Below are 25,397 nucleotides of genomic sequence, written 5' to 3' on the forward strand. Positions count from 1 at the left end.
TGTCACCTCATTTAGAAAATGTTTTGCCTTTATTGAAACGACTGAAATAACTTATCCATCTCTTCTATGGTCAGTTCATCATCTCCAAAATCACTGGGTGTCCGCTGACTCTCCTTCTGTTCTGCACAATGCTTAATAAGCATCAATAAGTTTTCCTGAAACCGCTCGCTGAAAACATGCATGGTCTGTTGATTATACATGTGAGGATGGTATGAGATTCGCATGTGAAGCCTCTCATTCTCTATAAATCCAACGATTTCAAGCGGAAATAATTTTTCCGACCTAGGACTGATGTTAGGACCTACAAAGAGCTCTGATCGAGCAAATAGTCCATCCCCGTCCCTTTGCTGAAATTGTCCTAAGTAGTTAAAGCTAATCTCTGGAGTCAATTGCAAAGACAGCCCCTGCTTGTTCCGCTCCTCCGTTACATATCGCAATATTCCGTAGCCGATTCCTTTATGAGGAATACTGCGAAGATGCTCTTTTATTTGCTTAATTTGAGAGGGAAGCTGACTAGCATGTGTTACCGGAAGAATGACTGGATATTGACTGGTGAACCATCCAACCGTACGAGAAATGTTTATTCCTTCGACAATTTCTTCGCGTCCGTGCCCTTCCAGATTGATTAAGAATTGCTCTTCACCCGTCCAAGCATGTAAGGCTAAGCCCAGAGCTGTTAAAAGAATGTCATTCATTTCGGTATGGTACGCTTGATGCACCTTTGTCAGTAATTCTTGCGTATTGTCTTTACTCAGCTGAAATTGCAGATGTAGCTCCTCTTGTCTTGTACATGACTCGATTTCCGTATCTTTTGGAAGACGAGGTACTGTTGTCTGCTCAATGCTTTTCCAGTAGTCTATTTCTTTTATAAAAGCTTTGCTATTTGCATACACCGCTACATTTCTCGCCCATTCCTGACAAGAATGCGTTTTAGCAGGAAATATAATTTCTTCTCCCCTTTGTGCCTGATAGTAGCCTGATATGAAATCCTCCAGTAATATGCGCCAAGAGACTCCATCCACCACTAAATGATGAATAACAAACAGGAGATAATCCCCTTCCTCGGAAGTAAAAAGCCCTACTTTACATAAAGGCCCCTCTGCAACTGCCATACTTGCTTGCATCTGTGCCGCTTTTTGACTCAGCATCTTCACTCGTGTTGCGTAATCCCCTTGTAAGGGAGAGCTGATAAGCTGACAATCCAACATAGTTGGACCGTAATTATAAGCAATTACTTCTCCCGCTTCACTTAGGAAGGCCATTCGAAGTGCATCGTGGTGTTCCCACAGCTTTTGAATAACTTGCTTGGTTATCTGCAAATCAAAGCCTTCCTTGGCATAAAGCAGCATATCCTGATTCCAGTGATGCTCATCTGTAAACTGCTGCTCAAAAAACCAATGCTGAATCGGAGTAAGCAGCACTTCTCCCTCTACTGGAGATTGGTCCATGTGTGTCTGCGAAATTTTTTGCAAATAAGGAGCCACCTGTGCAATGCTCGGATACTGGAACAGATCCTTCATCTCAAGCTTTAAGCCATGTTGATAGAGGCTAGCTGTCAATTGAATGGCTTTGATAGAGTCACCGCCAAGTGTAAAGAAGTTGTCATGAAGCCCAACTTTATCAATTCCCAGTGCCTGCTGCCAGTGATGGACGAGCAATTCCTCCTGCTCGCTCCTGACTTCTGTCTCATATCCCAGATCTGAAGGAACGGAAGGCTGAGGCAATGCATTGCGATCTACTTTTCCGTGAGCTGTCAGCGGTAAAACTTCCAATTGAACAAAGTAAGACGGAAGCATATATTCAGGCAGAAAATGCATAAGCTGCTGACGCATTTCCTCTGGGGTGATGGTCTGCTCTGCCGTGAAATAAGCAATCATATAAGGGTGATCACGTGTGTCCTCCCGTACAATCACGACTGCTTCGCGTACACCACTTACACGTAACAGCCTCGTCTCGATCTCGCCCAATTCTATTCGATAGCCTCTCACTTTAACCTGATGATCTACTCTGCCTAAAAAATGAATATTTCCATCAGGCAGCCATTTCGCCAAATCTCCTGTTCGATACATTCTTTCTGATGGCACAAACGGATTAACAATGAATGTATCACACGTTAATTCAGGGCGATGAAGATAGCCACGTCCAACTCCATCCCCTCCAACGTATAGCTCTCCTGCCACCCCGATAGGCTGAAGCTGATTACTTCGATTCAAAATATAAACCGTAGAATTGCCTATCGGTTTTCCGATGGGAATTACATCCCGATATTCCTCATGAATGGGCATAACTGTCGAAAATGTTGTGTTCTCTGTTGGGCCATATGCGTTCCAGATCTTCAAGGCTGGACACTCTCGTCTGACCCGATTGATATAATGCGGGACAAGAACATCTCCCCCGACAATCAAATGCTGGAGTGGCGCAAACATCAAGGGATTTTGCTCAGCAAATTGATGAAACAGCGGCGATATCAGAAACATCGTGGTGATGCTATGCTTATTAAGAAACTGGGTAAATGCCTGCACATCTAGAAGCTTCTCTTTTTCAATCAGATACAGAGCAGAGCCATGCAACAAGCTGCCAAACACCTCAAACGTACTCGCATCAAAACTCAGGGAACCCGTTTGGACCACTCGATGATTTTGATGGAAAGGCATATAACGGGTATTGTATACAAGTCGAATGATATTTCTGTGCTCAATCATTACCCCCTTTGGATTGCCTGTAGAGCCTGATGTATACATGACATAGGCCAAATCTGTAGGGTGATTCTCGTTGGGTAGATTTTCTGTCGGTACTGCTGCTTCATAGCGATCATCAGCATATAAAAGGGGAACTCCTTCAAAACGGTTTGCTAATCGACGTTGTGTAAGTAAGAGAGTCGTTTTGCTGTCTTCGAGTAAATAGCGAATCCGTTCTTCAGGATAATGGGGATCAATAGGTAGGTATGCAGCTCCCGATTTCAAAACGGCAAGGATGCTAATAATCATCTCAAAGGATGAGTCAAACGAAATTCCGACTATTCCCTCCCGCGCAACTCCTTGCTTTACAAGTCGGTGGGCTAAACGGTTTGATCGTTCATTAAGCTGTCTGTACGTCAGGTGTTGATTTTCATGTACAATCGCTATACGCTCAGGGTTTCGTTTTACCTGTTCCTCAAATAGGAAGGGAATGGTCTGTTCACAAGGATAGTCCTCTTTTGTATTATTAATCATCTTCAATAGCTTCTGTTGTTTATTCTGTGACAAAAGTCGCAGCTTCCCAATTTCCATTGATGTTTCCAAGCCCACATGCTCAAGTAAAGCAAGAAAATACTCACCCCATCGCTTTATCGTCTGCGCTGAGATTCGATTTGCATCATAGTTCATTTGTACAGATAGCTCTTCTTTTGCTTCCATAATCATCAAGGACAGCACAGATGAGTCACTTATAATTGGCCTCTTTGATGGAGGATATCCTTCTATATCATCTGTAGCATAGATGAACGTAGTGTTACATAAAGGACGTTGTAACTGCTCCTCTAGATGTAATGCTTGCTTTTTCCACTCATCGTTTAACCCCTGACGATGTACGTAGGATTGATGAAGGACATGGTGTAATTCACGAGCAAACTCGTTAAAGGCTTTCTCTTCTCGCGGGGTTGCTCTAATTGGAAATAAACAGCTTTGTTCAAAATCCATTCGAGAGTAATCTATAAATGCAATGGCTATATCCTCCTGATTAGTCATTCGGGCCAGCCAAGAGGAATACGCCGTTAACAAAAGCGTTGATAGCGGAATATTCTCAGATTTTGCAAACTGAACAAGACGTTGTGCGATTTCCTTTTTTATCGTTATTTTTGTGGATTGAAGCACGGCTTCTTTCTCCGCCTTCGAACTCTGTATATCCGTAGGTAGCTTTAGCAAAGGCCAGTCTTCCGACAATTGTGATGCCCAGTACGCTCTGCGCCTCTCACTAAACTCCTCGCCAGTAGAAACTCCGATCTCACTGAGCTGCCAATCGGGATGTGCAAGCATACACTCCAATACACGTATATACTGCTCTGTAAATAAGATGATCTGCTCTTGTTCAAAAAGCGCTGTGCTATATTCCACATCTATCTTCAATCTTTTATTGACTTCTCTAACCATAAATGTGACATCGTACTTGGCAATTTTGTTGAGAACAGGGTACGGCTCTAACGTACTTTTTCCAAGCCTCGCCTCTGCTAACTCCATGTTTTGCAGAGCAAATACCGTATCAAACAAAGGGCTACGGCTTGTGTCACGAGGCAAGCCTATTTTATCCACAAGTAGCTCCAAGGGATAATCCTGATGCTCAAAGGCTTGCAAGACCGTCTCTTTGACTTCCAGTAGAAAATCCTTACAAGTTTTCCTATCTGACGGGCTACTGCGTATTGGTAGCATACCAACAAACATTCCTACCATCTGTTGTACCTCGGGAAGTCTTCTACCTGCGATCGGGGTACCGACTATGATATCCTCTTGCCCATTGTTTTGATGTAGTAAAATAATATAAGCGGCAAGAAGCACCATAAATGGGGTTGTTCCTGTTTGAGCACAGTATGCATGCAAGCCTGTCAATAGCTCCTCATTAGTCTCGTTTGTCAGGAAATCACCCTCGTAGCTTTTCAATGCAGGACGTTCTTTACTAGTCTTCCAGTTCAGCAGGGGAACCTGATTGGCAAATATGTTCATCCAATAGTTCTCCTGCTTTTGCTTATCTGAAGAGGTGAGCCATTGATTTTGCCAAACTGCATACTCTTTATAGCCAAATATCGGTGCAGGAATCTCCTCCCCGCCATAAAGCTGGCTTAGCTCGTGCAGAAGGATTCCCAAAGAGGTTCCATCCGCCGCAATGTGATGAAAATCAAGAAAGAGAACATTGCGGTTATCTGCCAACTGAATGAATTCTGCTCGAAAAAGCGGTGCTTTTTTGAGATGAAACGGTTGGATAAAAGCAGAAAATAACTCTCCTATTTCCCTTTCGCTTGTTACTTTTCGCCAAGGCAGCATGAAATCTATTTTATGATGAATGCTTTGAACTACTTTACCCGACACGGTATGAAAGGAGGTTCGCAGTGCTTCATGCCGCATAATCAACTGCTGCAAAGCCTTTTCTAAACGCCCGTGCTCCAGAGGCAGATCACTGATTAAGGCAATAGGAATATGATAAGCGGTTCCACCACCCTCCAATTCGCTGATTGCATACAAACGCTTTTGAGACGAAGAAACCGGATAAAAGGGGCGTTGGGGTAAGGCAGTGATTCTTGGCTGATCACATTTTGGGGAGCGCTCTGCATAATTAGCAATCTCTTGAATATTTTCCGCTTCAAAAATCACCCGCAACGGTATCTCTATACCCACCTGCTCGGCAAATTTGGAAATAAACATCATCGCTTTAAGCGAATGACCTCCACGTGCGAAAAAGTGATCGTTCATTCCAATCTGCTCACAAGCAAGCACTTCCTGCATTACCTGTACCACAGCCTTCTCCATGGTGCTAATAGGCGGTCGATAAGCATCATTTTCTTCCCGCTCCGGCACTTTTATGGACATTAGTGCTCTACGATCCACTTTTCCAATCCCAGTCAGTGGAATGTTATCTAGCTGTATGATTCGTGTTGGCATCATATAAACAGGTAACTGCCTACTGATATGTTCTCGGACCTCTCCACTAGGTATTAACCGATCAGCAACAAAATAAGCGATCAATTCTGTATCCTTCGCGGTTCGATTACCTGCGATTACGACTGCCTCTCGAATCGCTTCATGCTTCATTATTTGATGCTCGATCTCTGCCAGCTCGATCCGATGCCCTCTTACTTTTACCTGCATGTCAGCTCGACCAAAATATTCAATGTTGCCATCCGGTAATAATCTCGCTAAATCTCCCGTGCGATACATACGGTTATGAGGATAGATAGGGGAGCAAATAAAGCTTTCTGCCGTCAGTTCAGGACGATTCCAATACCCCAGAACCAGCCCAGCTCCTCCAAGACAAAGCTCACCCACTACACCGATCGGGTTAAGCTGCCCCCATGCGTTTACGATATAGACAGATGTGTCATTGATTGGTTTACCGATGGGAATAAACGTTGCGGACTTCGAGACCTTCTGTACTGGATAAAAGGTGGCGAAGATGGAGCTCTCAGAAGGGCCATAGACGTGAATCAGTTTATCGGATCCCAATGCTTCCACTGCTTCGCGCACATGTTCCACAGAGGCACGTTCCCCTCCGAACAAAACCTTTCGCACGTTTTTGAAGCATTCCAGTTTACTATCCACCATCACATTAAACAATGCAGTCGTCATAAACAGAACACTAATACGCTCTTTTTCTATTAGCTGTGATAGCTGATTGACATCTAGCGTCTGTTCCTTTGTTGCCACCACAAGTCTGGCGCCATTCAATAAAGCAGCAAAGATATCGAACAAATAACCATCAAACACATAATTAGATAGAGACAATACGGTGTCTGATTCATCCAGCGTCAAATAATTCATCTGATGAGTAACCCGGATTATATTTTGGTGCATCACCATGTTTCCCTTAGGCAAGCCTGTTGTTCCAGAGGTGTACGTAATGGTGACCATATCGCTGGCTTTCATTTCTTGCCCTACATTTGTTGATTCCCCTTCATACAGGGAAGCATCCTCTACATACAACTTTTGTCCTGAAAATCTGATCTGCTCCAGAAGGAAGTCCTGACAACGTTGTGTAATAAGTAAACTCGCCTTGCTATCTGCTAAAAGATAAGTAATCCGCTCGGCAGGGAACCCTATATCCAGCGGCATAAAAATCCCGCCTGCTTTCACAATCGCCACCGTGGTGACTACCATGTCAATACACCTCTCCAGCAGCATTGCTACAACCGTTCCTGCCTTAGCTCCTTTAGCTATCAGTGCACGAGCCAATTGATTTGCTCGTTCATTTATTTCCCGATACGTCATACTTGCTCCCAGACACTGCACAGCAACTTGATCGGGAGTTTTGCTTACTTGTTCTTCAAACAAGCTTACCAAGGTCTGATCGATGTGAGGGTCAACCTGAGAATTGAGAGATAAGACCTGCTCTCTTTCCTCGCGTGACATCATCGCAATCTCAGATATCGGAGTATCGGAGTCTCGTGTTAACGTTTGGAGAAGATAAACATAATGACCCAGCATACGTTTCATACTTTCGTTCGTAAACAGGTTCGTGTTATAGTCCAGATCAATGCGTAGACCAGCCTGCTCCTCTTGCACCTGGATGGTTATATCAAATTTAGCAATGTGAAAATTTGTTTCAAATGCCTCCAAACTCAAATCTGGAAAAGCTGGTAGCTCTGCTAAAGAGCTTTGCAGAATAAACATCGTATCAAACAAAGGATGCCTGCTTAAATCCCGCTCTACCTTGAGTTTTTCCAATAGCCACTCAAACGGGTAATCCTGATGTTCAAAAGCACCTAGTACGCACTCCTGTAACTCTTTTAGGAAATCAGCAAAGGTTTTTGATGAATCAAGCTTTGCAAAAATAGCTACTGTATTTACAAACATGCCCATGATTTTCTCCGTATCAGGGTGATTCCTTCCCGCTACAGGGGTCCCTACAATGAATTCCTCTTGCCCGGTGTATTTAGCAAGCAATACATAGTAGGCGGCCAACATAACTATATAAAGTGTGGTTCCGCTTTGTTCCGCTACCTGCTGTAAATATAGCTTCTGTTCTTTGTTTAGCCAAAAAGTAACTCTGTCTCCATCAAAAGTTTGTATCGCCGGTCTTGGATAATCTGTTGGCAATTGGAGCACCGGAGGCTCATCTCTAAAACGTTCTAGCCAGTAGCCCTCCAGCTCTGTCAATAATTCTATACGTGCTTCTTGCCAGCATACATAATCCTTATAATGCAGCGCCGGTTCTGGTAGCTGTTCATTTGCATACAGCTTTGCCATTTCGTTACACAGAAGCTGAATCGTCACTCCATCGGAAATAATATGGTGCATATCAAACATCATGACATGCTCTGTTTCATTGATTGATACAATTCCGGCACGTAAAAGCGGGGCTATATGCAGGGAGAAGGGCTTAATAAATTCTGCCATGCTTGTATTCAAGCTCTCTTTTGCAGCACCCAATCGCGCGATAGTTAGTGAAGCCTCTTCATGTATCTTCTGGAAGGGAACACCATCTCTCGTAACAAAGGAGGTTCGCAATACTTCATGACGTTTTATCACTTCATTCAAGGTTTTTTCTAAACGCTCGATATCAAGAAAACCTTTTAGGTGCACCATAGCTGGCATATTATAAACAGTCGATTCGCCATTTACCTGACTGGATAAATAGATGCGGCGCTGAGCAAAGGAAAGGGGATAGACATCGCTGGTAGCAGCTGACTTTATCTTGTTATAGAAATGTCCCTTAGCCTTCTGATTTTGAATATAGTGAGCCATGAAATGAATGGTAGGGCATTCAAACAAGACCCGGATCGGCACGTCTACTCCCCATTCCTTGCGAAGTCGGTTCAGCAATTTCATCGCTTTAAGCGAATGCCCTCCCGTTTCAAAAAAGGAATCATGGATGCCGATCTTTTCTATATCCAGAACCTCTCTCCATAAGAGGAGCAAACGACGTTCTGTCTCGTTCTCTGGCATGGCAATATCCTTGTCACACACAAGAGACATCTTTTGCTGTGCTAGTTCTTGCCGATTAATTTTTCCATTGGAAGTTACTGGTAGCTGATCCATGATTATAAAATGGGCAGGAATCATATAGGAAGGTAACTGAACAGCCAGTGAGCTTCGTAGCATGGCAATCGCAGGAGGGTTTTCTCGGTGTTCAGGCACAACAAAAGCACACAGCTCCCGTTCTCCCTGACGATCCAAAAGAGCCAGCACTACCGCTTTTTTAACATCTGGTTGATGAAGGAGGGTAGCCTCAATTTCACCTAGTTCGATGCGAAAGCCGCGAATCTTCACCTGGTCATCTGCTCTTCCTAGATATTCTAGATTCCCATCTGGCATCCATCGAGCCAAATCTCCCGTGCAAAACATCCTTTCCTGTAAATCAAATGGATTAACAACGAATTTTTCTGCGGTTAGCTCGTGTAAATTCAGATAGCCACGCCCTACACTATCTCCAGCAATGCAAAGCTCTCCGACTGCTCCATAAGGCAATAGCCTGCGGTTTTTATCCAAGATATAAAGTCGATTATTACCAAACCCCTTGCCTATCGGAACGTAAGGACCATTCGCTGCAAAAGGAGAGAGTGCTTCACTGGGAAGATCATAGGTAGTCACATCAACGCAGCATTCTGTAGGACCATACACATTGGTGATTCTCGGTGTTACAGCGCCCGCTTCCTTACATTTCTGCTTCCATTTCGATACGCTGTCCCACGGAAGAGCTTCCCCTCCCACTAGCATATGCTTCAGAAGCACTCCATTAACATTCTCTGCCTCCAGCAATAGCTGAAGATGCGCAGGTGTAGCATCTGTGATTTCAATTTGATGTGTTTTATAAAACTCGGTCAATGCTGACCCATTCATAAGGGAAAAAGGAGGAGCGATGTGGAGAGTATGCCCATACAAAAGGGAAGCAAAAATTTGTTGAACAGATGCATCAAAATGCAGCGGGGCGAGTAAGGCGATTTGTAATGGATGCTCATATTGGCCATAGATCCGTTTTTCCATGCCTTCCAAAAGATGATTCACCTGTCTATGCTCAATCATAACGCCCTTAGGTTTACCCGTCGTTCCAGAGGTATAAAGAATGTAGGCAAGCCGGTTAGGATTAGCCTGATTTAATAGCGATTGATTCCTAAAATTCGCACCATGGCCGTCTGCTAGGTTTGTTTCCTTGCAGCATAGCAGCTCTTCTGTAAACAGAATGGTCTTAACCCCTTCTGCATGGTTTAGCCAATCTGCTTTTTCCTCTGTGATAAGCATCGCGGCCTGAGCATCCTCGATAATATATTGCAGCCGTTTTGCAGGAGCTGTTGGGTCAAGCGGTACATAAGCTCCTCCTGCCTTTAACACAGCAAGTATCGCGATGATTATTTTTTCGGAGCGTTCCATGAAAATCGCGACAGGTTCGTCTGCCTTTACTCCTTGGGCTTGTAAATATCGGCTTACCTGATCGACTCGCTCATGTACATCCTGATAACTCAAGCATCTGTCATGAAACATGATTGCTGGCTGGCTCGGATGTTTTTTCACTTGTTGATCGAACCTATCTGTTAAAGTTAATTCATTCACAGGGTCCTTAGTATGCCGCCTAGCGGGTTGCAAAAGCAGATCTCTGTCCTCTATCGGGCATAGCTCCATTTCCGTAATCGCTTTAGCAGATGTTGAAATGGCTTCTTCTACTAGCATGATAAGGCAACGATAAAGACGATCTATCTCCTCATGTATAAATAATTCTGTTGCATAATCAATATCTATGACTAGCCTTCCTTGATCTATGTACTCCTTAATGTGGATAGAAAAATCGTTAGCCTCTTCACCCGAAAAAAGTACTTCTCTTTCTAAGGCGTACTCTCGTTCTTTTATTTGGACAGCTTGAAATTCCAAGGTATGAGCAAACAGCCTGTTTAACCCTGCTTGTTTTTCTCGTAAATCCTGCAATAAGAAATTGTAGGGGTATTTTTGATGGCGAATAATTGCTGCTTGAACTTTATGTAATCGCTGAGCTGTGGTGAGAAAATCGTCTGATTCTCTAAGCTCAAAACGTATTGGAACCGTAGAAACAAACATTCCCAGCATTTGTTTTTCTACTGCATTCGTGCGATTTGCCAGAAAGGTTCCAATCACTTGATCAGTTTGGCCAGTCATTCGATATACGTAGATATAGAGAAGGGAGAGAAAGAAAGTGTGTGGGCTTATGCGATGTTGGGCGCAGAAGTCTTTCATACCTTGATGGAGTATGTGAGGAATTGTTTTAGTAAAACGCTGTGCCTTGATATGTGAGCGATGGCCTTCCTTGATGGCAAGCCGGGCTACTTCAGGAATATCTTGAAAGGTCGTGTTCCAAAACCTTTTGTCTTTTTGAAATCGCCCAGAGGTAACATAGGCCATCTCACTTTGTACATATTCCAAATAAGAGGGAGAGGATGCAGGCTCAGCTTTCTTCCTTGCAACAAGCTGTTCGTATGCATCAAGGATGTGGCTAGCAATCATCACTAGGGAAATCCCGTCCATGATAATATGATGGACTTTGAAAAAAATCCAGCCCTCCTCCTCATTGATTTTGCAGATGGCAGAGGAAAACAAATCATGCTCATACAAAGTCATCGGTCTCTGTGCTTCCTGCCGACACCATTCTAGGCCTCGGATTCTGTCTTGTTCGCAGGTCACAGGTATTCGTTTTATAGGAAACTTCTCATATTTCCCTTGGTATTGATAGGGTTCTTTGTCCTGATTCACTGTGATTTTAATCCGTAATGAATCAAAAAAACGAACTGTTTCATGCAAAGACGAAATGAGATGATCATCCCGTACACCCTTGGGGTCCTTTATTTTTAAAAGAAAGCTTAGATTGGAAATGCTTGTTCCGGGATAAAGCTGTTCCGTTAACCAAATTCGCTTTTGAGCTTGCGTTAAAGGAAAATATCCTTGCATAAATACCCCCCTTATGCTAAAAATTACAAGTTTACACATTCGTTTACTAGGTTTAATTACTCTGTACACGTAAAAATAGCTTACTACTTTTCCACTTATATGCTACATATATACAAGTTATTTTTAGAAAAGATGCCTTTTATTAAAATAGGACTTTTCTACTATAATTGTATAGGATTACACTAGCTCCAAAATTGTAAAAAAGAAGGATTGAGCAGGAAAGCAAAGCAGACTAGAAACGTGATGACACTCTGTCATTCACATCTCTAGCCTGCATCTGAATTGCTTCTTTCTTGGTTTCTAGATAAGAATTATTGTCATTACTTGATCATATGGCAGGGGAAAACCAACGAAACTGTCGTTCCCTCTCCTACTGCTGAGGTAATGCTCACCTGATGATCTAATTTCTCGCTAATCTGTTGTACCAAATATAGTCCCATTCCAGTTGATTCTCGATATTTACGACCATTCTCTCCAGTAAAGAAAGGACGGAATACCCGTTTAATATCTGCTTCGGGAATTCCTACTCCTCTATCGGTAATTTCTAATCTAACCTCTGTCTCCTCTTGGGTTGCAGAAATGGTAACCTTTTGCTTAGAGCCTGCGGAATATTTAATCGCATTCGTAATAATTTGATTTAACATAAAAGGAAGCCATTTCGAATCCGATTTCACATACAGCCCATCCGGAATTTGTACATCTGGATAAACCTGATTACGAATAAAATAGGTTTTATTCTCCTGTATGACCCGTTGCACAATCGGCTTCAATTCAACAGAATCAACACGGAAGTCTCGCTCAAATACTTCTAGGCGGGATGTATGCAGGACCATTTCCAATCCTCGTCCAATCCGCTCCGCCTCTTCTCTGATACTTGGGAAAGGCGGATCATCCTCATCCTGTACTAATAACTGAATGACAGACAGAGGTGTCTTCATCTGATGAACCCACTGATTCATGAAAGTAACATGCTCGTCCTTCTTCCGCTCATGCTCAAGGATCATTTGCTGATACATCCGATATTGACTTTGCATTGCTTCGGCATACGCTTCACTAACTGGTGTTTCGTGAAAATCAACTAAAGAATCCTCCAGAGTTTCCATTGGCTTTTGTAAATGCAAATAAAATTCTCTTGAGCGGATGTAAGTAATAAAAAGATAGATAGCTAACAAGCCTATACTTAAAACAAACATATAGATTAACACGGAGTTTTTAGCATATCCGTCTAATAATAAGATGAACAAAACAAACAGCAATTGAAAAACCTGAAAGAATATCAGTCGCAGATGTTCACGAAAGAACAACTTCACGCTTCATTCCCCCACGTTAGCACTAATCGGTACCCAGCTCCACGCACTGTTTCAATTGCATCTTCAATCCCTAATTCCTGAAACTTTTTACGGACACGTGTGATATTCACATTTAATGTATTATCGTCCACGTACACCTGATCATCCCATAAGTTTTCCAGCAAACGCTCACGACTCACAATGCGGGGGTAGCGTTTCATTAGCTCTTCAATTAATACAGCCTCTTTTTTGGTTAAACTCACCATTTCGTTATGTAATGTGAGCTCCATTCGTTCTGGGTACAATGTTAATCCAGCCTGTTGTACAATTCTCTCCTGCATTTTGGGCGCATAATCTCCATAGTTGCGGCGTAAATGGCTGCGGATTTTGGCCATCACAACATCATAGTGAAACGGTTTAGCTATATAGTCATCTGCCCCGTTCTCCAAGCCTAGAATCTGATCCATTTCCCCTGCTCGGGCTGAAATGAACAGGATTGGACATGTAGAGATTTTTCTGATTTGGCGACACCAATAATAGCCATCGAATTTTGGCAAATTCACATCTAAAAGAACCAACTGTGGATTCAGCTCTTGAAATTCCTCTATCACACGTTCAAAGTTCTTAACAATAACAGCTTGATATCCATATTTTTCAATATAACTTTGTAAGAGTTCAGCTAGTTTGGGATCATCTTCCACGATGTATACAGTATTTACGTTCATCTCATTTTCCCCTTTTCCAACCGTTTGCTTCCCTTTAGTTTATCACATTTTTATCCGAATACATTATCGCATACCAATAAAGTCAATGATACAAAATCCGGCGACTGTCTGCCAAGTTAGTGAATGACCATTTCCCGACAAGCTGCTGCGCATTGATAACAAGCATGAGCGCATGCCTGACAATGATCTTGTTCAAACTGACTGCATATTTTTGCACATGCTTCGCAGATTTCCGCTGTTAATTTGCAGATCTGACTACAAAACATACTATCCAAGGATAATGCACTAATTGCTAGCATACATATCTCTGCACTTTGCCGTACGATGAAAAGACAATCTCGGTATCTATCTAGCTCACTATCCTGTAGACAGGCTACATAGCATTCATTGCAGGCCTGTAAACAAGCCTTACACACTTGTAGGCAATTCTCTACCTGTTGAGGTGTTACTTGCATCTTTTCTACCTCCGTCTCTTTCGTTCCTAGTATTTACCCGTTGTGAGAAAAGGAGAATCAGCGGATTATCATTCAAACATTCAAATAAACATTTGAATGTTTAGCGGTTTGGTTATATAATATAAATCAAACAAGGCAACAATACATAAACATCTATCCACGTTTACAGGAGTATAGCTTACTGATTTCTTGTTGAAAGGAGAATTTATATGGGACACCATCATGATCATTCTCACGGAGGAGGACATCATCATCACGGGAAAGGAGCGAACAAGCGCGCTCTATTGATTTCCCTATTGATAATCACTGCTTTTTTAATTGTAGAGGTGATTGGCGGCTTTCTAACAAACAGCCTTGCCCTTTTGTCGGATGCAGGGCATATGCTAAGCGACTCTTCTGCTCTATTTCTTAGTCTGATCGCCATGTTTTTTGCCGCTAGAAAACCTTCAGCCAAAAAAACATACGGCTTTTATCGCTTCGAAATCCTAGCCGCTCTCATTAATGGTGTAATGCTCGTGGTTATCTCTCTTGTCATCATTTGGGAGGCTTATCAACGATTCTTCGCACCACCTGAAGTAGCAAGTCTGTCGATGATGGGAATTGCGTTCGTTGGTCTATTGGCTAACATTGCAGCCGCCTTCGTTCTGATGCGTGGTGATTACAAAAACAACCTGAATATTCGTAGTGCTTTTTTGCATGTCCTTGGTGATCTATTAGGATCAGTAGGGGCCATTCTAGCAGGTCTTCTCATGTGGAAATTCAATTGGTATATCGCAGACCCCATCATCAGTGTAGTAGTAGCGGTCCTGATTATGTTAAGCGCCTGGCGTGTTACTAGAGATTCTGTTGATGTTCTCATGGAAAGCACACCAGCTTCGATAGACGCTGATCAGGTTTCGGATGCTTTATCCAAGATTGAAGGAGTTACTAGTGTGCATGATTTACATATCTGGACGGTTACCTCTGGATTTGATTCACTCAGTTGCCATTTACATGTTAAAGATGGCTTAGCCAGTTACCCTATTCTGCAAAAAGCATTACACTTGTTAGAACATCAATTCGGCATTACCCACTCCACCATTCAAATTGAAGATTCAAGTATTTTACATCAGGAGCTTTTATGTGAAACAGGACCTCAAACAAGTAACAAGCACGAGCATGCACATAATCATAAACATGAGCACAGTCATTAGCTCCCAAGTCTTTCCTTTTTTAGGAAAGACTTTTTTCGATTAAACCTGCTTGATTTCGATCACACTAAGAAAAATCCATTTTTAGTAAATGGAGGATATCTTGTGAAATATAGAAATACACCTATTACGTTCCTACAAGCCTGCTGCATTCTCTTTCTATCAGCAGGACTTCTTAACCATGTTATTTTAATTCCCTTATTACTTCGTACGGTTGAAAGAGACGGTTGGATCAGTATCCTCATTGCTATGATACTTGCAATCTGCTGGCTTCCTCTGTTGCTGTTCATTATTCGTCGGCAAAGGGGCACGAATTTATTTTCTTGGATTACCCAACAGAGCAGTGCTTGGTTTGCTTGGATCATCATCGGGCTGTTCATACTCTACTTACTCTCAGATATATATGTTACAACTCTAGATATAACCATGTGGACCAAGATTTCCTATTTACCGCAAACCCCTGTATTTTTGGTAGCTGCCAGCATGATCCTATTATCCATACTTTGTGCTTTATCTGGTATCCAACCCTTAGCCATTTGTGCTGGAATCATATTACCAATCGTTATTTTATTAGGGTATTTCGTGATGGGCTCCAACTTTCAGTACAAGAATTATACCCTTTTACTGCCGATTCTCGAAAATGGTTATCTTCCCGTTCTAAGAGGTGCCATGATCATTGGAAATGGTATGGTAGAAATCATCTTTCTTTTGATGCTACAACACCACATTTCTACCTCAATCACCTTTAAAAAGGCAGTGTGGCTCTGTATCCTACTCGCTGGCCTAACACTTGGACCCTATATGGGTGCAGTAGCTAGTTTCGGGCCAAAAGAAGCTGCGAATCAAATGTATCCATCTTTTGAGCAATGGCGCCTTGTAACCATTGGCAAGTATATTGAGCATGTTGATTTTCTCTCTATCTTCCAATGGTTATCTGGAGCATTTATCCGTGTTTCACTAGCTTTATTCCTTATTTATGACGTCCTCCCCATAAAAAAACGCGGCCATCAAATCCTAGTAACGATATTGTCTGGCATCCTTATTGTAGTCATTATCTTATTGCATACACAGGACCCTTTATTAATTGATACCTTTAAAAGAATCTATTTTCCCTTAGCTTTATTTGTTTTATTGGCTATTTCCCTCTTACTTGCTTTCATTGGAAGCTGGTCAAAACAGAACGCGAGAGGTACGGATGAACATGCAAAAGGAAGCAAATCAACATAACCAAGCTACCAGCATAAACAGCATCGTAAGCTTACGTCACCTTCTCTGTGACTATTTTGCAAAATGTGCTGATGTAAAAGTAGAAACATTTCAGTTTGCTACCACAGATTCATCTGTACCTATTTCGTTTTTTTATTGTGATGGACTAATCGATGCTAGAATGTATCGGCAATTTGTGTTTTCCGATCTCCAAAAAAAGTTTAGCAGATATTCCTCATTAGAAGAGTTAGAGCAATACCGAAGCTTACCCGTGCAGCCTATAGATTCACCTATTGATCTAAAAGAGATTGAGCGAGAGCTGTTTACTGGGAAGCTCATCATTACTGTCGATACATATGATCGAGCCTTTGTATTGGATATTTCAGATCCCCCAAATCGTTCGCCTGAAGAATCTAATACGGAGATTTCAGTCAAAGGCCCAAAGGATGGGTTTACAGAAAGCGTTTCAACAAACATAGCCCTGATTAGAAAAAGACTTCGCTCTGAATCAATGTGGAATGAAAGCTTTACGATCGGTCTGCGCAGTCAATCTCAGGTAGCTCTTTTGTATATAAAAGATATTATTGATCCCAGACTCGTAGAAGAAGTACGACATCGGCTTACAAGCATCAGTGCAGATGCATTAGTCAGTAGCTCTCAGCTTGGGGAAGCCTTAGGAGACTCCTCTTATTCTTTATTTCCTCTATTGGATTACATTGGACGTCCTGATTATGCTGTACAGAGTTTATTGCGCGGACGCTTTATCATTTTTATAGAAGGTTCTCCTATGGCATTGATTGGGCCTACCAATCTTCTTATGACCCTAAAGTCACCTGAGGATGCCCACTTTCCCTTCTATTTCGTTACCTTTGAGCGTATCCTTAGGCTCCTTGGCTTGATTGTTTCCATTTTTACGCCTGGATTCTGGACTGCTTTGATTTCCTTCAATGTAGAACAATTACCGTTTCCTCTCTTAGCTACAGTAACCACTGCACGGGTTGGACTGCCTCTTTCATCCTCCATGGAAATGTTCTTGATGCTGGGGTTGTTTGAAATTTTTCGTGAGGCTGGTGTTCGTTTGCCAAAAGCAGTAGGCCAAACAGTAGCGGTAGTCGGGGGATTAATTGTTGGGGATGCCTCCATCCGTGCCGGGCTTGGTTCCCCCACTACCTTGGTCGTTGCTGCAGTGACGGCAGTAGCAACTTTTACCTTAGTCAATCAATCGTTGAGCGGAACGGTGAGTGTCCTGCGGATATTTGTACTCATTGTATCGTCCTTTTTAGGGATGTACGGTTTTTTTCTCTCTCTTTTATCAATTGTACTTTATCTGAGCACTCAGGAATCATTCGGTCTTCCTTATTTAGCACCAATTTCTCCGCCAACCTTTGGAGATATGCTCCAATCGTTAATCGCTCTTCCTTTAAAAGCGATGAGAAAACGGCCGAAAATCCTGCATACAACCGATCCCACTAGACAAGGCAGTGATGAAGCGTGAGGAAGATGTCTCGGACATGTATCTCCTATCTATTGACAATCCCTCTGGTGATTTTGTTAACCGGCTGTTGGGATAATAAAAATATTCAAGACCTCAACTACGTGACAGCACTCGGGATTGATTTTAAGGATGGAGAATTTATTATCTATACACAGTCGCTTGATTTCACGAATATTGCTAAGCAGGAAGGAGCTAGCAACAAAGTAGACAAGCCTATCTGGATCGCTCAGACCAAAGGAAAAACGATTGATCGAGCCATAAATCGTTTTTTCAAATCTAACCAATTACGTGTTGTTTGGGATTATGTTACCGGAATTGTTCTAAGTGAGAGGGTGTTAGCAAAAGATATTTTAGCAAATATTGATAGCTTGCTGCGTTATCCTGAGGTACGATACACCCCTTGGATTTTTGGCTCAGACAAGCCTATTGAAAGCTTATTTACTACTCCATCACTATTTGGACTGTCGCCACTCCTGACCATCTTACATAATCCGGAAGAAACCTTTAAACAGGATTCGATCATTGAACCAATAAGGTTTCAACGGTTTGTTTACGAAATAAGGGAGCCTGGGCTTACGTTATTACTACCATCCCTAAGTCTTAGCCAAAAGGAATGGACCAAAAATCAGAAAAAAACACCTCAATTCCAAATAGATGGCGTCTATGCCATTAAAGCGGGGACCAATGGCGGGTGGTTTCCAACTGCGCAAATTGCTGGTCTACGCTGGATGACACCCAGTACTGTTCAAACCTTCGTTCATCTAGATCGTGAAGATAAACCATTGGCTGACCTGTCCTTTTCCAAGCCCAAGCATCAAGTAAAGTTTACATTTGATCAAAGTGGACAACTACGATTTTCCATTTCTGTAGAGGTGCACGGGTCAATAGATGAATTATCCGAGAAGGCGGATATGGAGGAGCTTCGTAAAAGGGCAGAGCAGAAAATAAAACAAGAAATTAGAGATACCTATCAGTACGGAATAAAAAAGGGAATTGATCTATATTCACTAAAAAATCAACTGTACAAACAAGATATACAAGCCTGGAAGCGTCTGTCCGACAATAATGGAATTACCTTGACAAAGGCGTCGCTAAAAACCATTCAAGTCCACGTTAAACTGGATCACTCCGGCATGTATCGCATAAAAAAATAGAGGAAGTCAGCAAAAGTGTCCATACCAATTGCTACTTCCTCATTTTCAATACAAGCATTCTCATTTTACTTGAAATTCCTCAGGTCGATCCAAACGATAGAGGTTCATATAGCGAGGCTCTTTGTTCATTAATTCTGTATGTGTTCCTCGCATGACAATCCTTCCATCCTCCATAAAAATGATTTCATCCATATGCTCTGCCCCCACCAAATGATGAGTGATCCAAATGAGCGTTTTTTCGTTCATGGTGGTAAAAATAGTCCGCAAGAGCTCCCGTTCCGTACGAGGATCTAGCCCTACAGTAGGTTCATCGAGCAAGACGATCGGTGTATTTTGTAGAAGGATACGTGCAAGTGCAATTCGTTGACGCTCGCCGCCCGAAAAGCGTTGCCCTGTCTCATTCATTTGCGTTTGATACCCTTCTGGCAAGGATTCGATTAAACGATCCAATTGAACCTGCCTGCCAACCTGCCTCAATTCCTCATCAGACGCTTCGAGATTTCCAAGTCGAATATTATTTTCTACAGTAGTATCAAACAGATGGGGGCTTTGATTTAATACGGACATGATCGTTGGAATATGCTCTCCATAATGATCTGCCGGCATCCCCTGAATGCTGACACGCCCCTGAGTAGGAAGAAGCGCTCCCTGTATTAGCTTTAATAACGTTGATTTACCAGCACCGCTTCGTCCGATAATGGCTATTTTTTTACCTTGCGGCACAGTAAGCGATACCTGTTGAACGGCAACAGGTGCTTCTGGAGAATATTGATAAGTGACTTCCTCGATACGGATGTGGGCATCCTTCTGAGCTAATTGTATTTGTTGCTCATCTATCCTTGAATGGAACTCACTTGTGTGGTTTTTTCCATCTGCCTTATCAATACTGTTCAGGCGGTCTAATGAGTTTTGATATTGGGGGATTTTCTCAATCGCTTCTGAGATTGGTAAAAAGATATCCATCACCGGAAACATTACCAGTACGAAAGCCGCGATCAATGTGACAGCAATTTCACCCATAGCATATTGATCACCTGTCCAAAATAACACGGCTACAACAATACAACCCACAATAGTTTGTCCTAAGAAATTACGCCACTTACTCCATTCACTTAATGTAGCGTCAATGCGGGCTACTTTCGCCTCATCCTGCTCGTAGGAATGAACAAACTGCTCCTCCCTACCACTAATTACCCAGTCACTCATCCCCATTATGGCATCAGTTAGTTTTTGATATAACCCATTGCGTTCTGATTTGCTTTCTGTTTGGAGTTGTTTGGTCAGCACGAGTGAAATAGCCGGAAACACAAATAGCAATAACAGGATTAAAAAAGCCATGAACAAGGCAAATCCTGCATCAAACCAGCCAATGACCGCAAGCACCACCACATACATAACCAATGCTACGATGCTAGGAAAAATTGTGCGCAAGTAGACATTTTGAAGATACTCGACATCATCAGCCAGAACACCCAGCAGATCACCTGTGCGAAAGCGTGAACGAACAAATAAAGCCTGCGGTTCTAAAATCTGATACAACCGTAAACGCATTTTTGATAAAATCCGCAAGATTGTATCATGCCCAACCAACCGTTCCACATAATGGACGACAGCACGACTGATCCCAAACGTACGAACCAATACTACAGGCACATAGACCAATAAAATATTTTCAGGTCGTAATGCCGATTTAGAAATGAGAAAGCCGGATGTAAACATCAAGGAACTAGCTGTAAGAGCTGTACATACGCCTAAAAGGACAATAAGAGCAAACCTTCTCGCATAAGCTTTCATGTAGGGGAAAAGCCATTCTTCTCGCTTCATTAGATTTCCTCCCCTTGCATTGCAATCATTTGATAGTAGGTTCCTCGTTTGGCAAGCAGCTCTGCATGTGTACCTACTTCTTTTATCATCCCCTGCTCCAATACGATGACAAGGTCCATATCAAGCATCCAATGAAGCCTATGTGTCGCTAGCAGCACTAATTTATCTTCAAACAAAGAGAGCATCGTCTCTTTTAGTTCATATTCCGTTTCAATATCAAGATGAGCGGTCGGTTCGTCTAATAAAATAATAGGCCGATTACTTAAAAATGCACGAGCAAGAGCGATGCGTTGCTCCTGTCCGCCACTTAACGTACGTCCGCCATTCCCGATTCGTTCTTCACCTTTTCTAGGCAAACTATTGAATAAATCACCTAGACCAGCAGCTTGAATCGCCTTATCTATCTGATCATCACTAGCTGTAGGAGAGTAAAACCTGACATTATCATATAGCGAGCATGAAAAAATATATGGATGCTGAGGAATATAGGTTGTTTGGCTTTGCCATTTTGCTTGACATAGCGAAGATACCCGTTGTCCATTCAACTCCATTTGTCCAGAAGTGGGGGCCAAAAATCCAGCAAGTACATCAATTAATGTAGACTTACCAGCGCCACTTTCTCCAATAATTCCGATCTTTTGTTTACCTGTTATGCTAAAAGAGATATCTTTTAGGGAAGGCTTAGCTTCCAAAAGGGCTTGTTCTTTCTGAATTGAGTTTGTTTGACTCTCATGCTTCATACCAATAGAAGTAAGTACCAGAGAGCTTTCATTTGTCCATTCGCTTATCGTTACGCTAGAATCTTCTTCCTTGCCTTGAGCTGCCTGCTGTTTGAGAATCGCTTGAATCGCCTCTCCTGCTTCTTTCCCATTTAATGTCGCATGATAATCAGCGCCCACCATACGAATTGGCAAGAAATATTCGGGGGCCAAAATCAAAACGGTTAACCCTGTTAACAGAAAAATTTCCCCAGAAATAAGTCGTAGCCCAAGACTAACCGCAACACAAGCCACTGAAAGCATTGTGAAAAAATCCAGCGCAAATGATGATAGAAAAGCTACCCGCAAGGTGCCCATCGTCGCAGAACGATAGCGATCACTCACCCGCTCGATTGTTTTGCTATGCGAACGGCTTAAGCCTAAATATTTAAGGGTTTCCAATCCACGCAATGCATCTACAAAATGGTTGGATAAAATACGATATGATTTCCATTGGCGATCCATTTTTCCCTTAGCTGCAAGACCAATTAGAATCATAAACACAATTAAAATCGGCATCGTAACAAGCAAAATAATTCCAGAAATCATATCCTGCCAGGCTACATAAGCAAGAATGATCCAAGGTGTGATCGCCGTACTAACCATGCGGGGAATAATCAATTCGAGATAGGTACGAAATTGCGCAACTCCCTCGATCACCAGCGTTACCACATTCCCTGTACCCTGTGTTTTAGCAAAACGCGGTCCTAACAAAAATAGTTTTTCCATTAACCTTTTACGTACATCACTGCCTGTTTTCATCGCAAAGCGATAGGCGATTTTCTGTTGCAGCAGGTTGGTCAAATGACGAACGAGAAACGCCAACAAAAACAGACCTAAGCCCATATATAGTTCCTGTAGTTTTTGACCGGCAAAAAGGGCGGAAATAACTTCCGCCAACCATTTTGCCTGGTATAGAATGGACAAGCTTTGGATTAGAACAAGCACAGCCACTGCTAATAGAACTGGCACAATTCCTTTATAACCGAGTAAGTTTTTACCCATTAATATTCCAAGTGCTCCTTCTCATGTACACGTTTATGAAATACAAAGTAACTCCAAATTTGATAGCCCAATACAAATGGCAGCAAGGATAAAGCTACAATCGTCATGATTTTAAGAGAGTATGGACTAGATGATGAATTTTGAATTGTTAGGTTGAACATACTGTCAATAGAGCTAATCATTACACGCGGGAACAATCCAATAAATACGGAACTAATGGATAGGGCAATCACTGTACCAGTCATACCGAATGCCCAGCCATCGCGTTTTTTCGAAATAAAGTAACCAGCCAGCACATAAGCAATGACACCTAATCCTGCTATCACGCTTAGTATTCCACCTCGAACGGTAAAAATATCCGTCATGAAGTAGGTCATACCTCCAAAGATAACCAATAGAAGTGCTAGTGGAACCAACAGCATTTTTGCCTGCTTGCGAGCACGTAAGCGCAGATCACCTGTTGTCCGTAGTGTTGCAAACAAAAGACCGTGTACCTGGCAAAGAACAACAACGGTTATTCCGCCCATCACACTATACAGATTAACCATGTCAAACAATCCAGCGTTCATTTCCATGTTTGCATCAATCGGTAAGCCCTTTAATAGACAAGCAAATACTACACCGAGCAGGAATGGCGGTAAAAAGCTACCGATAAAAATCGCAACATCCCAAACTTTTCTCCATACAGGATTATCTACTTTACCACGGTATTCAAAAGCAACACCGCGACCAATTAACGCTAATAGAAGAAATACTAACGGTAAATAAAAGCCGCTAAACAGAGTTGCATACCAGTTAGGGAATGCAGCAAACATCGCTCCCCCTGCGGTCAGGAGCCATACTTCATTCGCATCCCAGAACGGGCCAATTGAATTGATTAAAATACGGCGCTCCATATCTGATTTAGCTAGGAAAGTAGTAGACATTCCAATTCCAAAATCAAAGCCCTCTAAAAAGAAGAAGCCAATAAACAAAACGGCGATTAAAACAAACCAGAGTTCATTAAGAGAAAGCATGACTTTCCTCCTTGTTAAACGGGTCATTTGTGCTTGCTTCTGCCTTCACTAGAGCATAAGGACCCTTCTTGATAACACGAGTAAACAAATAAAGGAGCACAATGAACAGCACCAAATAAATCGTACTAAAAGCAATCAGGGAGAATAACACCTCACCAGCAGATACGCTCGGTGAAATACTATCTTCGGTTTTCATCAATCCAAAAACAGTCCATGGCTGACGACCAAATTCAGTCATAACCCACCCTGCTGTATTTGCGATAAATGGTAAAGAAATACTATATACCATTGCATGCATAAACCATTTATTTGGCTGCTCTAGCTTTTTGCGCCATGATAGATAGAATCCAATCATTGCAAGGAGAATCATTAAACTACCACCTGCTACCATGATGCGGAAGCTCCAGAAGGTCGTGCGAACAGGTGGAATATAATCGCCAGGACCATATTTTTGTTCGTATTCAGCTTGTAACTCATTCATTCCAGGAAGGTCACCTGAGAATTTACTATAGGATAGATAGCTTAACAGGTATGGAATTGAAACCTCTATTCCATTTTTCTTGTTTTGTGGATCAATCGTAGCAAATACAGTCCAAGGAGCTGGATCCGGACTTCTTTCCCACAAGGCTTCACTTGCAGCCATTTTCATAGGCTGTGTTGCCACCAGATATTGAGCCTGTTGGTGACCAAATACAGCTACAAGGATAGAAGATAGAAGTGCAACCACAATCGATAACTGAAATGATGATTTAAAGAATGATATCTCTTGTTTACGCAATAATTTATAAGCACTAACACCAGCTACTAGAAAAGCTCCTGTCGCAAACGCGGAAAAAATCGTATGCGGGAACTCTACCATTAACTGACCATTCGTAACGAGCGCAAAAAAGTCATTCATCTCCGCTCGACCATTGTTGATCTCAAAGCCTACAGGTCGTTGCATAAAAGAGTTGGCTAACAGTATCCAAAAAGCAGACATTGTCGTACCGAAAGCCACCAGCCAAATACAGAGACAGTGAACCTTTTTAGACAAACGCTCCCAACCAAAAATCCATAAACCAATAAATGTAGATTCCAAAAAGAAAGCTAATAATGCCTCAATTGCAAGGGGCGCACCGAAAACATCACCGACAAATCTTGAGTAATTAGACCAGTTCATACCAAATTGGAACTCCTGTAGAATCCCTGTTACAACACCCACACCAAAGTTAATCAGGAACAGCTTGCCCCAAAACTTTGCCATGTGCTTATATTTTTCTTCCCCTTTGACCACATACATCGTTTCCATTATTGCGATTAGAAAAGATAATCCAATCGTCAATGGGACGAAGATGAAGTGGAAAATCGTTGTGGAAGCAAACTGAGTACGTGATAGCATTACCAGATCCAAATCCATTGATTTCCTCATCCCTCTCTCTTGATAGTTTTTTAACTAAAAGGTATTTTATCTATCCTTGCGTTATTTTCTCAGATTGTTCCATACCCCATGTGTGATATTTATCACATTTAGTTAGCTAGTTTCAATCTAATTTGAAAAGATTCATCTATCCGACAAAAAGTAACATTTTAACAAAAGACTATTCAGAAAATTACCTATATAACAACGGTATTAAATCTACCAACTTATAAGGGTAATTTTCTTGAAAAAATGTTATTTTTTTGATAAATAAAAAAGATGACCACTGTTTT

General features: G+C 42.1%; 12 protein-coding genes. 4 read left to right on the top strand and 8 right to left on the bottom strand.

The window, feature by feature from the left end; all coding sequences use genetic code 11:
- Window positions 1–29: 29 nt before the first annotated feature.
- The 4 genes from AYJ08_RS12075 to AYJ08_RS12090 all read right to left on the bottom strand — a co-directional run bounded on the left by AYJ08_RS12075 (window position 30) and on the right by AYJ08_RS12090 (window position 14,060).
- Window positions 30–11,591 carry a non-ribosomal peptide synthetase gene (locus tag AYJ08_RS12075; protein ID WP_064017933.1) on the bottom strand — a complete coding sequence of 3,854 codons (11,562 nt, stop codon included), beginning with the start codon at window positions 11,589–11,591 and terminating at the stop codon, window positions 30–32.
- 320 nt (window positions 11,592–11,911) lie between these two features.
- Window positions 11,912–12,901 carry a sensor histidine kinase gene (locus AYJ08_RS12080; protein ID WP_064017934.1) on the bottom strand — a complete coding sequence of 330 codons (990 nt, stop codon included), beginning with the start codon at window positions 12,899–12,901 and terminating at the stop codon, window positions 11,912–11,914.
- Complete coding sequence (locus AYJ08_RS12085) at window positions 12,898–13,605, bottom strand: response regulator transcription factor (RefSeq protein WP_003337929.1); 708 nt, start codon at window positions 13,603–13,605, stop codon at window positions 12,898–12,900. The genes AYJ08_RS12080 and AYJ08_RS12085 overlap by 4 nt, the downstream gene beginning before the upstream one ends.
- 116 nt (window positions 13,606–13,721) lie before the next feature.
- Window positions 13,722–14,060, bottom strand: a complete 339-nt coding sequence (locus tag AYJ08_RS12090; RefSeq protein ID WP_064017935.1) for a four-helix bundle copper-binding protein — start codon at window positions 14,058–14,060, stop codon at window positions 13,722–13,724.
- Between the two features lie 209 nt (window positions 14,061–14,269).
- Here AYJ08_RS12090 and AYJ08_RS12095 point away from each other — a divergent pair, with 209 nt between their 5' ends.
- The 4 genes from AYJ08_RS12095 (at window position 14,270) to AYJ08_RS12110 (ending at window position 19,105) form a co-directional block, all read left to right on the top strand.
- A complete protein-coding gene (locus AYJ08_RS12095; protein ID WP_064017936.1) occupies window positions 14,270–15,253 on the top strand; it encodes a cation diffusion facilitator family transporter in 984 nt (327 codons plus the stop codon).
- Between the two features lie 102 nt (window positions 15,254–15,355).
- Window positions 15,356–16,477, top strand: a complete 1,122-nt coding sequence (locus AYJ08_RS12100) for a GerAB/ArcD/ProY family transporter (RefSeq protein ID WP_064017937.1) — start codon at window positions 15,356–15,358, stop codon at window positions 16,475–16,477.
- Entirely contained in the window at window positions 16,452–17,951 is a 1,500-nt protein-coding gene (locus AYJ08_RS12105) for a spore germination protein (protein ID WP_064018001.1), read from the top strand. Before AYJ08_RS12100 ends, AYJ08_RS12105 begins: the two co-directional genes overlap by 26 nt.
- A 5-nt stretch (window positions 17,952–17,956) precedes the next feature.
- Window positions 17,957–19,105: a Ger(x)C family spore germination protein gene (locus AYJ08_RS12110; protein ID WP_064017938.1), complete on the top strand. Its 1,149-nt coding sequence runs from the start codon at window positions 17,957–17,959 to the stop codon at window positions 19,103–19,105.
- A 60-nt stretch (window positions 19,106–19,165) separates the two neighbouring features.
- On the opposite strand, the gene cydC is transcribed toward AYJ08_RS12110, so the two are convergent.
- From cydC to AYJ08_RS12130, 4 genes are read right to left on the bottom strand one after another with little or no spacing between them, the layout of a single operon-like run.
- The gene (gene cydC, locus AYJ08_RS12115) at window positions 19,166–20,929 is read right to left on the bottom strand and encodes a thiol reductant ABC exporter subunit CydC (protein ID WP_064017939.1); all 1,764 of its coding nucleotides are present in this window, start codon (window positions 20,927–20,929) and stop codon (window positions 19,166–19,168) included.
- Complete coding sequence (cydD, locus tag AYJ08_RS12120) at window positions 20,929–22,692, bottom strand: thiol reductant ABC exporter subunit CydD (protein WP_064017940.1); 1,764 nt, start codon at window positions 22,690–22,692, stop codon at window positions 20,929–20,931. The genes cydC and cydD overlap by 1 nt, the downstream gene beginning before the upstream one ends.
- Window positions 22,692–23,708, bottom strand: a complete 1,017-nt coding sequence (gene cydB, locus AYJ08_RS12125) for a cytochrome d ubiquinol oxidase subunit II (RefSeq protein WP_064017941.1) — start codon at window positions 23,706–23,708, stop codon at window positions 22,692–22,694. The genes cydD and cydB overlap by 1 nt, the downstream gene beginning before the upstream one ends.
- Entirely contained in the window at window positions 23,695–25,104 is a 1,410-nt protein-coding gene (locus tag AYJ08_RS12130; RefSeq protein ID WP_304439627.1) for a cytochrome ubiquinol oxidase subunit I, read from the bottom strand. The genes cydB and AYJ08_RS12130 overlap by 14 nt, the downstream gene beginning before the upstream one ends.
- Between the last annotated feature and the right edge of the window lie 293 nt (window positions 25,105–25,397).

Source organism: Brevibacillus sp. SKDU10 (assembly GCF_001645205.1).
Taxonomy (GTDB): domain Bacteria; phylum Bacillota; class Bacilli; order Brevibacillales; family Brevibacillaceae; genus Brevibacillus_B; species Brevibacillus_B halotolerans.

Bases quoted from the DNA above. Each gene is read 5' to 3' on its own strand.
- AYJ08_RS12110 (WP_064017938.1), top strand. From the start codon at position 17,957: ATGTCTCGGACATGTATCTCCTATCTATTGACAATCCCTCTGGTGATT.
- AYJ08_RS12090 (WP_064017935.1), bottom strand. From the start codon at position 14,060: ATGCAAGTAACACCTCAACAGGTAGAGAATTGCCTACAAGTGTGTAAG.
- cydC (WP_064017939.1), bottom strand. From the start codon at position 20,929: ATGAAGCGAGAAGAATGGCTTTTCCCCTACATGAAAGCTTATGCGAGA.
- AYJ08_RS12130 (WP_304439627.1), bottom strand. From the start codon at position 25,104: ATGGATTTGGATCTGGTAATGCTATCACGTACTCAGTTTGCTTCCACA.
- cydB (WP_064017941.1), bottom strand. From the start codon at position 23,708: ATGCTTTCTCTTAATGAACTCTGGTTTGTTTTAATCGCCGTTTTGTTT.
- AYJ08_RS12095 (WP_064017936.1), top strand. From the start codon at position 14,270: ATGGGACACCATCATGATCATTCTCACGGAGGAGGACATCATCATCAC.
- cydD (WP_064017940.1), bottom strand. From the start codon at position 22,692: ATGGGTAAAAACTTACTCGGTTATAAAGGAATTGTGCCAGTTCTATTA.
- AYJ08_RS12085 (WP_003337929.1), bottom strand. From the start codon at position 13,605: ATGAACGTAAATACTGTATACATCGTGGAAGATGATCCCAAACTAGCT.
- AYJ08_RS12105 (WP_064018001.1), top strand. From the start codon at position 16,452: ATGCAAAAGGAAGCAAATCAACATAACCAAGCTACCAGCATAAACAGC.
- AYJ08_RS12075 (WP_064017933.1), bottom strand. From the start codon at position 11,591: ATGCAAGGATATTTTCCTTTAACGCAAGCTCAAAAGCGAATTTGGTTA.